The sequence below is a fragment of the Prevotella conceptionensis 9403948 genome (genome assembly GCF_000312305.1).
Taxonomy (GTDB): Bacteria; Bacteroidota; Bacteroidia; order Bacteroidales; family Bacteroidaceae; genus Prevotella; species Prevotella conceptionensis.
This window is the reverse complement of record NZ_HE999446.1, coordinates 129,726-140,884: the sequence shown is the minus strand read 5'-3', so window position 1 is coordinate 140,884 and position 11,159 is coordinate 129,726. Positions and strand designations below refer to the sequence as shown.

The following is an 11,159-nucleotide window of genomic DNA, read 5'->3' as shown; positions in this document are numbered from 1 at the left end:
GAAGAAAGCATCTTCCCATGACCCCTTTGCCTGCTCAACGCGCCGTGCCACCGCCTCGGTTTTGCTTTCCAGCCGCTCTGTTTGTAGGGCGGCCAGCCAGCTGTGCAGCGTAAGTCGCTGCAATTGGGGGATGATGTGGTGGCAAGGCGGAAACTTATCGGCCGCCAACAGCTCGTCATAGTGGTCCGCAATGCCCTTGGGCACGGCCAATTCCATTTGTGGCAGTTGCTTGCCGTCTTGCGTTAGGCACTCCATGTCGGCCTTTCCCACCACGTGCAGCACCACATTATTATATCGCGGGTCGTTGTGATGCCCATGTTCAAACCATTGCGAGGCCATGTCGTGTATCTCTACGTTGCCCACCCAGAGCGTATCGCCAAGCTTAACTTTGGCGTTAAAGAAGTCGGCGCCGGCGTTGTCGTTGTGCAATCCCACGTCAATCACCTCCACATCTACGCCTTCGGTTGTTTTCAAAGGTGCAGTTGCGAATAGCTTGTGTTTCCAAACATAGTGCAATAGCTGTTCCATGGGCATGTCGATATAAGGGTTCGTGCCACAAAAATATAAAGAAAAAACGAAAAAACGGCCTTTTTGGTCAAGAAATATGCAAGTCTCCGCATTTCGTTTGCGTGCCTGCCGCCCCCTTATCTGCATGTTTTGTTTATTGGTTAAGTCTTCGTACCTTTGCATTTATGAAAATAGGAAACATATCGTTTGATGCTCATCCGCTCTTCCTCGCCCCGATGGAAGACGTCACCGACATAGGGTTTCGCCTGCTTTGCAAACGTTTTGGCGCGGCAATGGTGTACACCGAGTTTGTCAGTGCCGAGGCATTGGTGCGCTCGGTGAAGTCTACCGTGAGCAAACTAACCATCAGCGACGACGAACGCCCTGTGGGAATACAAATCTACGGGCGCGATGTGGAGTCGATGGTTGAGGCTGCACGCATTGTGGAACAAAGCCGTCCCGATGTGATTGACATCAACTTTGGTTGCCCCGTGAAGAAAGTGGCAGGCAAAGGGGCTGGTGCGGGCATGCTGAGAAATGTGCCGCTGATGTTGGAGATAACACGCCAGGTGGTGCGCGCGGTGCGTACACCCGTAACGGTGAAAACGCGATTGGGATGGGATTGCGAAGAAATTATCATCCCCACGTTGGCCGAACAGCTGCAAGATTGTGGCATAGCAGCCCTTACAATACACGGCCGAACGCGCTCGCAGATGTATACGGGCGAGGCCGACTGGCGTTATATCGGCGAAGTGAAGGCCAATCCGCGTATCCATATCCCCATTATCGGCAACGGCGACATTTGTACGCCGCAGCAAGCCAAAGAGGCTTTCAGTCGTTATGGCGTTGATGCGGTGATGGTTGGGCGTGCCACATTCGGTCGGCCTTGGGTGTTTAAGGAGATGAAAGACCATCTTGAAGGCTTGCCCCAAGACCCTTCGCTCACCATCGACCGAAAGATTGACTTGCTGGAAGAACAACTGCGCATCAACATTGAGCGTATAGACGAATATCGCGGCATACTGCACACGCGCCGCCATCTGGCGGCAAGTCCTATATTTAAGGGCATTCCCGATTTTAAGCAAACGCGCATAGCGATGTTGCGTGCCGACAAGCAAGAAGAGCTAATCGCTATCTTGGAGAGCTGTCGCGAACGGTTAAGAGGGATGGAGTAGACTGTTGTATGATACGCTATTAACCCCCTTATCGGCTACAAGCGAGTTGTAGTGACACTACTAACGGCTGGTAGTGCCACTACCGATAGTTTGTAGCCACACTACCGATAACTTGTAGCCGCAATACTAGTGGTTTTGTACCGGCAGATTGATGGTAAAGTCTTTGTTGATTGACGAATTTCTAAAACCAATTTGTTTTGATGATTACTCATCATCTTGTAGCCCTCCAAGCGTGTTCGCGCCCTATTTGCGGGAGAACTCAATACGTCCACTTTCGATTGCGAGAGGCGACTCGATGATTAGTTTCGATTGGTTGGCGTTGAAAAACTCTATAACGCCCATCCTGACGAAATGAGATTTGCTATTTAGGTGTAGTAGATTTCGGCTTTGGCTTTTGCTATACATCAGCCCCCATTGGCCTTCCAGATCTTCATCAATTTGCTTTGTCCAGTCGGTTAGCACGGGTTTACCGCCAACCATCACCTGTTTGCGTGACCTATATAATATGTGTCCGGTATAAGTTCCGTCGGTTTTAAAGACGAATTCTTGAGTAACTTCCGTTAATTCTGTCTGACTGAAATGATGCCAATGTCCCACAATCAGGTCGTGATATTTCTCATTCAACTGCTTGGTGGCTGCTATTTCATCCGCATTAACCACAATGGGCGCGCGGTGACACGAGGCCAACAGGGCGGAGAAAGCGAAAAGCACGTAGGCTAATATTTTCATAAACATGAGTAATATAAGTTTGAAATAATTCGTGATAATGTTGCAAATATAGCATTGTTTACCTAAACTTGCAAGTGAGTATGCGCATTTTTTCATACCTTTGTATGTCGATAAACAACGTTTTTCACAAGTGCAGGTCAACAACGAGATAAGCATACGGCCTTATCTACTTGTTAATAGGTCAACTTGTAAACTGATAATACAAACTGTAAACATGAACGTAAAGATTGAATCTTCGTGGAAAGAGCAACTGGCCGACGAGTTTGAAGAGCCTTATTTCAAGGAATTGTCTAACTTTGTAGATGGCGAGTATAAGCAGAATAAATGCTTTCCACTTGAAAAAGATTTATTTAATGCCTTTAATCTGTGTCCCTTCCACAAGGTAAAAGTGGTGATAATCGGGCAAGACCCCTATCCAGGTGAGGGGCAAGCGCATGGCTTAAGCTTTTCGGTTAAAGATGGTGTGCCTTTTCCGCCATCGCTGAATAACATCTTTAAGGAGATAAGCGAGGATTTCAAAACGTCCATTCCAACCAGTGGGAACCTAACACGATGGGCCGAACAGGGCGTACTTTTGCTCAACTCTATACTCACTGTGCAGGCAAATAAGCCAGCAAGTCATCAGAGAAAAGGTTGGGAAAGGTTTACCAATGTTGTTATTAAGCGGTTGAATGATGAATGCGAAGGACTTGTTTTCATGCTTTGGGGTGTAAAGGCGCGCAAGAAAGGCAGGTGTATCGATTCTAACAAGCATCTCGTTTTAACATCGGCTCATCCCTCGCCGCGGGCAGTTAATTTTGGTTGTAGTTTTGGTAAAAAACACTTTTCGCAAGCTAACGAGTATCTTTCTTCACGCGGCAAAACGCCTATCAATTGGAAAGAAACAAAAGAATTGTAAAGGTGAAAAGACTTTTAAAGGTGAAAAAATGGCTAACGCCCACCAACTTGTTAACTCGTTAACTTGTCAACTAGTCAACTAAGAAGGTTGAAAAATAGCTAACGCCCACCAACTTGTCAACAGGTTAACTCGTCAACTCGTCAACTAGCAAAAGGTGAGAAAAGGCTAACGCCCACTAACTTGTCAACTCGTTAATCCGTCAATCTTTGTAAGCTTTTCAGCGAGAATTTTAACACTAAGAGTGCCCTTTTTCTCCACCAACCGCTCATCTTGCCGCAAATAATCGATTCTCGTGGAGGTTAGTTTTGGTGCAAAATGGGGTTAGCTTGCCAATGCAGCGAAATGAATTTTTATTTAATAAAAACGCCATTTGCACCAGTTTCGGGGCTATTTGCTGCTAAATGTGGTGCGTTTTGCCGCTAAATGTAATGCGTTTTGGTGCAAAACGCAGTCTAATATGGTGCAAAACGCCGTGCGTTTTGGTGCTAAATGCAATGCGTTTTGATGCTAAATGCAGTGTAAAATGCTACTAAATGCAAGGCGAAAAGCATAAATATCCACCGCAATTGGTATAAATAAACCTTTTACAACCATTAAAAACATGGCCGAAAAGGGCAAAATAGCCGTTAAAAAGTGGGTTTTTAGGGGCAAAAAGCGTGTAATTGGGCACAAAAAATAATGCGTTGGCAACCAAAATAGAAAGGTAAAATGGTGCAAAACGCAGGTTCTGACCCTAAAAATAGACAAAACAAAAGATGTGTAAGATGGAAAATAGCGGCAATTTGCCTGCTAAAGAGCGTTTGTTTTTGCTAGAATGGGTGGGCGAGAAGGGTGTGTTTTGTAAAATATAAATACTTGATTTAACATTGCTTGGACATCGACAAAAGATAGAAAGTTGGTTTTAATGACCGCTTGTAGATAAATAAGCATGTGTAGGCTAACGTGTAAATGGGCATTTTTTCATACCTTTGTATGTCGTAAAATGATGCTTTCGGTAAGTCCTAGTTCATGGCAAGATAGGCAAACTGCCTTGTCTAGCTGTTAACAGGTCAACTTGTAAACAGTTCAACAGTTCAACTTGTTAACTTGTTAACTTGTCAACTCGTCAACTTGTCAACTGATAAAACAAACAATAAGCATGGATGTAAAGATAGAATCTTCGTGGAAAGAGCAATTGGCCGACGAGTTCGAGAAACCTTATTTCAAGGCCTTGTCTGCCTTTGTGCATGCCGAATACAAGCAGCATCAATGCTTTCCGCCTGCACAACTGGTGTTCAATGCCTTTAACTTATGCCCTTTCGATAAGGTGAAAGTGGTGATAATTGGGCAAGACCCTTATCACGACGACGGACAAGCGCATGGTTTAAGCTTTTCGGTTAACGATGGCGTGCCTTTTCCGCCCTCGCTGCAAAACATCTTTAAGGAGATAAACAACGACCTTGGCACGCCCATCCCCACAAGCGGAAACCTAACGCGCTGGGCCGAGCAAGGTGTGCTTTTGCTTAACGCCACGCTCACCGTGCGTGCGCATCAGGCTGCCAGTCACCAACGGCAGGGCTGGGAAACGTTCACCGATGCTGCCATAGCACGGCTAAATGCAGGGCGCGAGGGACTTGTCTTTATTCTTTGGGGTGGTTATGCGCGCTCGAAGGCCGCGCTTATCGATGCCCGTAAGCATTGCATCTTGCAATCGGTTCACCCCTCACCACTATCGGCCAACCGTGGCGGATGGTTTGGCAACCATCACTTTTCGCAGGCCAACGCCTACCTTTCTTCGCGCGGACAAACGCCCATCAACTGGTAAACAATGAACAACAACATACCGCCCATTATGCAAGTGGGCAACATACTTATCTCCTCCGACCTCATCACCGAATGCTTTTGTTGCGACCTCGACGCCTGCAAGGGTGCTTGTTGTATCGAGGGTGATGCTGGAGCACCCGTTACACTTGATGAAATTGCGGCTATGGAAGACGCATTGGACGTCGTGTGGACCGACCTATCGGCACAAGCACAGGCCGTTATCGACAAGCAGGGCGTGGCCTGTACCGACCGTGAGGGCGACCTGGTGACGAGTATCGTTAACGGCAAAGACTGTGTTTTTACTTGTTACGACAAGGGGCTTTGCCTTTGTACGTTCGACCGGGCGCATCGAGCAGGGCTCTGTTCGTTTCGTAAACCCATATCCTGTGCACTCTATCCCATTCGCGAAAAGCGTTTCGATGCCGACCTTGTTGGCCTTAACTATCACCGCTGGGATGTGTGTAGACCGGCCGTAAAGAAGGGTCGCGAACTGAATCTGCCCCTCTATCGTTTCTTGGAAGGTCCGTTAACCGAGCGGTTCGGGCGCGAATGGTACGCCGAATTGTGCGAGGTGGCCGAGAGCTTGATGGCAGAAGGAGGGGAGGAGGAATATTGAGGAGTTAAGGAGTTATGGAGTTAAGGAGTTAAGGAGATATGGAGTTAAGGAGTTATGGAGTTAAGGAGTTAAGCCAAATGCTTGGCTGCAGAGTGGACGACAATCCTTGTCAACTAACAAAGCATACCACTCCCCTCTCCCCTTGGAGAGGGGTTGGGGGTGAGGCTTTACTCTCCTCCCTCTTTGTTGAGGGGTTGGGGGTGAGGCCGGTTGTAGTTGGGGGTGAGGCTTTTAAAAATATAATATCACACAATGTTAAACGAACAACGCAGCAGTATGCTGCACGGCATCTTGCTTATTGCCCTCTTTTCGCTTGCCGCTTTCTATCTTGGCGACATGGCTTGGGCTAAGCATCTTTCTATTAGTCCGATGATTATCGGCATCGTATTGGGCATGATTTATGCCAACAGCCTGCGCAATAACCTACCGCCGACGTGGGTTCCGGGCATCACTTTCTGTGCCAAAAGGGTGCTTAGAGTGGGTATTGTGCTGTATGGTTTCCGATTAACGCTACAAGATGTAACAGCCGTAGGACTGTCTGCCGTCGTGGTTGACGCCATTGTGGTGTGCGTAACCATTGGCGGAGGGTTGCTTATCGGCCGAATTTTGAAACTCGACCGCAGCATAACGCTGCTTATTTCGGTGGGCGCAGGCATCTGTGGGGCGGCTGCCGTGTTGGGAACAGAGGGCGCAATCAATGCCAAACCCTATAAAACAGCCGTGGCTGTGTCTACTGTTGTTATCTTCGGAACACTCTCCATGTTTCTATATCCCGTGCTTTATCGCAATGGTGTGCTAGACCTTTCGCCGCAATCGATGGGCATTATGACGGGCAGCACCGTGCACGAGGTGGCTCATGTGGTGGGTGCTGGCAACGCAATGGGCAAAGGCGTGTCTGATATAGCCATCATTGTAAAGATGATTAGGGTGATGATGTTGGTTCCTGTGTTGCTTGTGGTGAGTTGGTTTGTGGCACACGGCAAGCAGGGCGATGCCGAAACGCAAACAAAGCGCAAGGGGATAACCATCCCTTGGTTTGCCGTTTTGTTCTTGGTGGTTATCGGTTTCAACTCGCTAAACCTCTTTTCTCCCGCTGTTAACGATGCCATTAACACCTTCGATACCTTTCTTCTCACAATGGCGATGACCGCTTTGGGTGCCGAAACCAGCATCGATAAGTTTAAAAAGGCTGGTGCCAAACCCTTCCTCCTTGCCGCCCTGCTATATTGTTGGTTGCTAGGTGGCGGCTATCTTATTGCTAAGGCGTTGTAGAAGATAGGGGATTTTGAGGAGGAGAGAAGGGTAGATGGTGGTGAAAGGGGCTGCTTTTACGAGTGAGATGGTGGGCAATGTGCGTTAAAGAATGGTTAAAGCACAATGTAATCTCCGTACTTTTACTCATTCTAACAAAGCATGTTGTGCTACCACAAGCTAATTTTACCTGCCGCACCTAAATCGAGAGTGGCGGTAGATATGCCCAATGCTTGAAACACACGACTCATTGTAGGAAGGGTAATAACGCTCTTCCCACTTTCCAATTTGCATATTTGTGACCTTTGTACACCGATACGTTTGCCTAGTTCGTCTTGTGTTAGGTTTTGGGCCACACGAGCTTTTCGTATGGCCTCACCCACGTAGTATGCGTGGGTTTCTTCTTTCAATCGCTCTTCCATTGCATCGCGTTTAGGCGTTCCCTCTTTTCCAAAAACCTCATCAACCAGTTCGGAGAGTGGCGTTAAGTTCATCTTTGCCATGTCTACTTATGTTTTTGTTCAAAATATTGTTTTCTAATCCCTTCTGCTTTGGCTATTTCCTTAGGGGGAGTTTTCTGCGTTTTCTTAACTATACCATGTGTGGCGATAATTAAAGTCTCTGTTTCCGTGTCCCAAAAAGAAAATAATCGGTAGCAGTTACCATTAAATAGAGTTCGGAACTCCCATATTTGAGTTCCTTCTAGTTTCTTGAAAAGTGCGGTATCCATAACCCCTTGCTCTATCTTGCGGTAGTTATAGATGATTTTCTCTTGCACTTTTAGTGGAGTGGAACGAACAAACGCTAAGGCTTCTTCCATCATAACCACTTCAATATTGTGTCTTCTCATGTGTCCTCGGTTTATATATGCAAAGATAAACGTTTGTTTCCTATTAACGAAACAAACAGCGTGTTATTTCTTTTAGTTAACCTATCTTTTGCCCTTTCAATATATAATGTTAGCCCTAAGTGCTGTTTTCTTGTTTTTATTCTCATCACTTCCCCCTCTTCATCACCACCACCGCATTGGCTACTTTGCGCTCTCCGTCGTGGTCGAACTTGCGATTGTCGCAGGGATAGTTGGCAATGCCATTGGCATTATACCCTTTTGCCCAGAGTGTGGTGGAACCTCCGCCGTCTAGATTAAGGGCATCGGTGCAGCCCAACTGTTGCAAAAAGTGGCGCAGTTCGATAAGGTTCATGCCGCCAGCATAACCCGGATGCCGTCCGTCTACGGTGACGAAAAGCACCGTTCCGCGCGAAGTGAGGGCGATAGCCGTGCGTGGATGCTTTTTAACGATGAACCCCATGCTGCTGCTACGCAACGAAACGTCCTTGCCGCGATAGAGAAGTAGGTGCCCTGAGGCCAATGTAGACCCATGCCTACAACGGTAACGCTGCTCGATTGCCTTGTTCCAGGGCATGATGTGGAGCTTTCGGCCGTGCGTTCGGATAGCTCCCGTTACGCGAAGAGCCAGTTCGGCCGTAGTTGTTGTGTCGATAACGGTGCGACCTTGGCGTAAGTAAGTGATGGCCGAACGCTTATGTATGTCGAAATACGAACCGTTGATGGCTGCCAAAGCCTTGGTGCGGCGCGCCATTTCGCCCACTGTGGCACCGCCATCTGCAACCGCAATGTCGAATACCAGGCCGCGTTTGGGCGTAATTTCGGCCACAGTAACGGTTTGGGCACAGCCGTATAGCAAGGGCCAACGCATCTGTCGCACCTCTATATTCTCGCTTATCTTCTTCGTTTCCCACATCGCTGTGTTGATGGCCACAACGTCTTCGCGAGTTTGGGACACAAGGTGGAGGGGCAGGAATAGCCCCAAAAGCAGACCAATAAAAAACTTATTTCGCATAATATGGTTGTTAATCGTTGGCAGATGTGGTTGTTGCGGTGGGCAAATTGGTGAGCTTTCTTCACCATCAAAGCGATAAAGTTCGCCGTTGCGCATCTTTTGCATGTCTGTCTTCATTCCATTTTTCGTTTTACGATGTGGGCAAAAGTACGTTTTTTTGATTAACTTTGCAACAGCAAGCCCTGCCTCGGCAATGGGTTTTCACACTATTTACCATTCCGCCACATCATGTTCCATCCCCTACATACCACTCTTCCGAGACCCGAAAAGATGAACAACCCCTTCTTTTACGAGCCTGATGCGTTGTGCTTAATGGCTGCCGAGCAGGTAAAGGGACTTGTTGCGCAGCACGAAACGTGGCGCGAAGAGGTGGCACAGGGCAAGATGTTCGGCGTATTGGTGGTTGAACGCCCCACACACCACGGCACAGAGTTGGGCTATTTGGCCGCATTTTCGGGGCAATTAGGCGGTAAGGCCACGTGGGAAGGCTTTGTTCCGCCCGTGTTCGACTACTTGCAGCCCAATGGTTACTTCAAAATACACGAACGCGAGATAAGCGAAATTAACGTACAACTAAGCGAAATGGAGCGTAACCCGCTGCTTAACGAGCTGAAAACGCGCCTTGCCAACGAACAAGAAACGGCCGAAACGGAGTTGAATGCTTACCGAACGATGATGGCCGAGGCCAAAAAAGAACGCGAAGACAAGCGCAGACGGGGCGCAACAGCCGAAGAACAAGCGGCGATGGTGGCTGAAAGTCAGTTTCAGAAGGCGGAGTTGCGTAGGTTGAAACAGCGGATAAAGGCCCAAATTGAATGCTTGCAGGCCGAACTGAATGTGCAGGAAAAGGCGATGACAGACTTAAAAACCAAGCGCAAACGACTATCAGACGCGCTGCAACGTTGGCTTTTCCAACAGTTCGAGATGTTTAATGCGCGCGGCGAACGCCGCAACTTGCTCGACATTTTCGCCCCAACGCCCCAACGAACACCACCTGCCGGCACGGGCGAATGTTGCGCGCCAAAGCTGTTGCAGCATGCTTTCGTTATGGGTTATCGTCCGCTTAGCATGGCCGAGTTTTGGTTGGGGCGGTCGCCCAAAACCGAAATAAGGCGCGAAGGGGCGTTCTATCCTGCCTGTTTGGGCAAATGTGGGCCAACATTAGGCTTTATGTTGCAGGGCTTAGCGGTGCAGTGCGTACCGCAAAAGCCCATCGACCGCGAAGCTCTACGTGTGGTTTACGAAGACGACGGCTTGGTGGTGGTGTGCAAACCGCATGGCATGTTGAGTGTTCCAGGCAGAAATGGCGGTACATCGGTTGCCCAATTGATGCGCGAACGCTACCCAGATGCCGACTCGCCCCTTGTTGTTCATCGACTAGACCAAGACACATCGGGGCTGATGCTCATCGCAAAGACCAAGGAAATGCACCGAACATTGCAGTTGGCTTTTGAAAATCACGAGGTAAAGAAACGCTATGTGGCGGTGCTAGATGGCTTGTTGTCGCCCGAAAAGCAGCGGGGCGAAATATCACTGCCCTTGAATAGCAACTACTTAGACCGTCCGCGGCAGATGGTAGACTGGCTAAATGGCAAGCCAGCCGTTACGCGATACGAGGTGATTGGGCACGAAATGGGGCGCACCATCGTGGCCCTTTATCCGCTAACAGGCCGCACGCATCAACTTCGTGTACACTGCGCACACCCCGATGGACTAAATTTGCCCATCCTTGGCGACCCTCTTTATGGTAGGAAGGCCGATCGCATGTACCTGCATGCCGAAGTAATTGAGGTTGAAAAGCTGGGATTGAGGGTGGAAGATGATAAACGGTTTCACCTACAACCCCTCTCCAAAGAGGGAGGAGAGTAAAGCCTCACCCCCAGCCCCTCTCCAAGGGGAGAGGGGAGTGGTATGCTTTGTTAGTTTACCAGTTAACGAGTAGACCAGTTGACTAGTTGACTAGTTGACTAGTTGACGAGTAGACCAGTTGACCAGTTGATGAGTAGACCAGTTGATGAGTAGACCTGTTGACCAGTTGACAAGGATTGCCATCCACTCTGCAACCAAGCATTTGGCTTAACTCCTTAACTCCATAACTCCATAACTCCATAACTCCATAACTCCTTAACTCCATAACTTCATAACTCCAAAAAATATGAAAGAAGAAAAGAGAAGCCTTGCGCCGAACGAAAAGACGCGCGAAGAAGGCAACGAAATGGCTTGGCAGGTGCTGAGCCGCGAGTATCTGATACGTAAACAATGGCTAACGGCACGTTGCGATAAGGTGTGTCTGCCCACGGGCGCGGTGGTAGACGAGT

General features: G+C 48.4%; 11 protein-coding genes. 6 read left to right on the top strand and 5 right to left on the bottom strand.

The features are described from left to right. On the bottom strand, nt 1–528 hold a 528-nt coding region (locus BN93_RS06815), incomplete at its 3' end, for a DUF2851 family protein (protein WP_044260153.1). 164 nt (nt 529–692) lie between these two features. Here BN93_RS06815 and dusB point away from each other — a divergent pair. Then, on the top strand, nt 693–1,682 hold the full coding sequence (gene dusB, locus BN93_RS06810; RefSeq protein WP_019187597.1) for a tRNA dihydrouridine synthase DusB: 990 nt from the start codon (nt 693–695) through the stop codon (nt 1,680–1,682). A gap of 243 nt (nt 1,683–1,925) precedes the next feature. Here the strand turns inward: dusB and BN93_RS06805 are convergent, their stop codons facing one another. Further along, nucleotides 1,926–2,411 (bottom strand): hypothetical protein, encoded by a 486-nt coding sequence (locus BN93_RS06805; protein WP_232211127.1) that lies wholly within the window; start codon nt 2,409–2,411, stop codon nt 1,926–1,928. Nucleotides 2,412–2,625: 214 nt separating this feature from the next. Here BN93_RS06805 and ung (BN93_RS06800) point away from each other — a divergent pair, with 214 nt between their 5' ends. From ung (BN93_RS06800) to BN93_RS06785, 4 genes are all read left to right on the top strand, one after another. Continuing rightward, nucleotides 2,626–3,309, top strand: a complete 684-nt coding sequence (gene ung / locus BN93_RS06800; RefSeq protein ID WP_019187595.1) for a uracil-DNA glycosylase — start codon at nt 2,626–2,628, stop codon at nt 3,307–3,309. Between the two features lie 1,138 nt (nt 3,310–4,447). Further along, nucleotides 4,448–5,113, top strand: a complete 666-nt coding sequence (gene ung, locus BN93_RS06795; RefSeq protein WP_019187591.1) for a uracil-DNA glycosylase — start codon at nt 4,448–4,450, stop codon at nt 5,111–5,113. A 3-nt stretch (nt 5,114–5,116) separates the two neighbouring features. After that, complete coding sequence (locus BN93_RS06790; RefSeq protein WP_019187590.1) at nt 5,117–5,728, top strand: DUF3109 family protein; 612 nt, start codon at nt 5,117–5,119, stop codon at nt 5,726–5,728. A 252-nt stretch (nt 5,729–5,980) separates the two neighbouring features. Then, nucleotides 5,981–7,000, top strand: a complete 1,020-nt coding sequence (locus BN93_RS06785; protein ID WP_019187589.1) for a YeiH family protein — start codon at nt 5,981–5,983, stop codon at nt 6,998–7,000. Between the two features lie 149 nt (nt 7,001–7,149). On the opposite strand, the gene BN93_RS06780 is transcribed toward BN93_RS06785, so the two are convergent. The 3 genes from BN93_RS06780 to BN93_RS06770 all read right to left on the bottom strand — a co-directional run bounded on the left by BN93_RS06780 (nt 7,150) and on the right by BN93_RS06770 (nt 8,958). Further along, nucleotides 7,150–7,482: a helix-turn-helix domain-containing protein gene (locus tag BN93_RS06780; protein ID WP_019187588.1), complete on the bottom strand. Its 333-nt coding sequence runs from the start codon at nt 7,480–7,482 to the stop codon at nt 7,150–7,152. 2 nt (nt 7,483–7,484) lie between these two features. After that, nucleotides 7,485–7,829: a type II toxin-antitoxin system RelE/ParE family toxin gene (locus BN93_RS06775; protein ID WP_019187587.1), complete on the bottom strand. Its 345-nt coding sequence runs from the start codon at nt 7,827–7,829 to the stop codon at nt 7,485–7,487. A gap of 145 nt (nt 7,830–7,974) precedes the next feature. Continuing rightward, on the bottom strand, nt 7,975–8,958 hold the full coding sequence (locus tag BN93_RS06770) for a phosphodiester glycosidase family protein (protein ID WP_019187586.1): 984 nt from the start codon (nt 8,956–8,958) through the stop codon (nt 7,975–7,977). 111 nt (nt 8,959–9,069) lie between these two features. Between BN93_RS06770 and BN93_RS06765 the strand changes: the two genes are divergently transcribed. Further along, a complete protein-coding gene (locus BN93_RS06765) occupies nt 9,070–10,710 on the top strand; it encodes an RluA family pseudouridine synthase (protein WP_019187585.1) in 1,641 nt (546 codons plus the stop codon). Nucleotides 10,711–11,159: the final 449 nt, after the last annotated feature.

Coding starts and splice junctions, on each gene's coding strand:
- dusB (WP_019187597.1), top strand. CDS start 693: ATGAAAATAGGAAACATATCGTTTGATGCTCATCCGCTCTTCCTCGCC.
- BN93_RS06805 (WP_232211127.1), bottom strand. CDS start 2,411: ATGAAAATATTAGCCTACGTGCTTTTCGCTTTCTCCGCCCTGTTGGCC.
- ung (WP_019187595.1), top strand. CDS start 2,626: ATGAACGTAAAGATTGAATCTTCGTGGAAAGAGCAACTGGCCGACGAG.
- ung (WP_019187591.1), top strand. CDS start 4,448: ATGGATGTAAAGATAGAATCTTCGTGGAAAGAGCAATTGGCCGACGAG.
- BN93_RS06790 (WP_019187590.1), top strand. CDS start 5,117: ATGAACAACAACATACCGCCCATTATGCAAGTGGGCAACATACTTATC.
- BN93_RS06785 (WP_019187589.1), top strand. CDS start 5,981: ATGTTAAACGAACAACGCAGCAGTATGCTGCACGGCATCTTGCTTATT.
- BN93_RS06780 (WP_019187588.1), bottom strand. CDS start 7,482: ATGGCAAAGATGAACTTAACGCCACTCTCCGAACTGGTTGATGAGGTT.
- BN93_RS06775 (WP_019187587.1), bottom strand. CDS start 7,829: ATGAGAAGACACAATATTGAAGTGGTTATGATGGAAGAAGCCTTAGCG.
- BN93_RS06770 (WP_019187586.1), bottom strand. CDS start 8,958: ATGAAGACAGACATGCAAAAGATGCGCAACGGCGAACTTTATCGCTTT.
- BN93_RS06765 (WP_019187585.1), top strand. CDS start 9,070: ATGTTCCATCCCCTACATACCACTCTTCCGAGACCCGAAAAGATGAAC.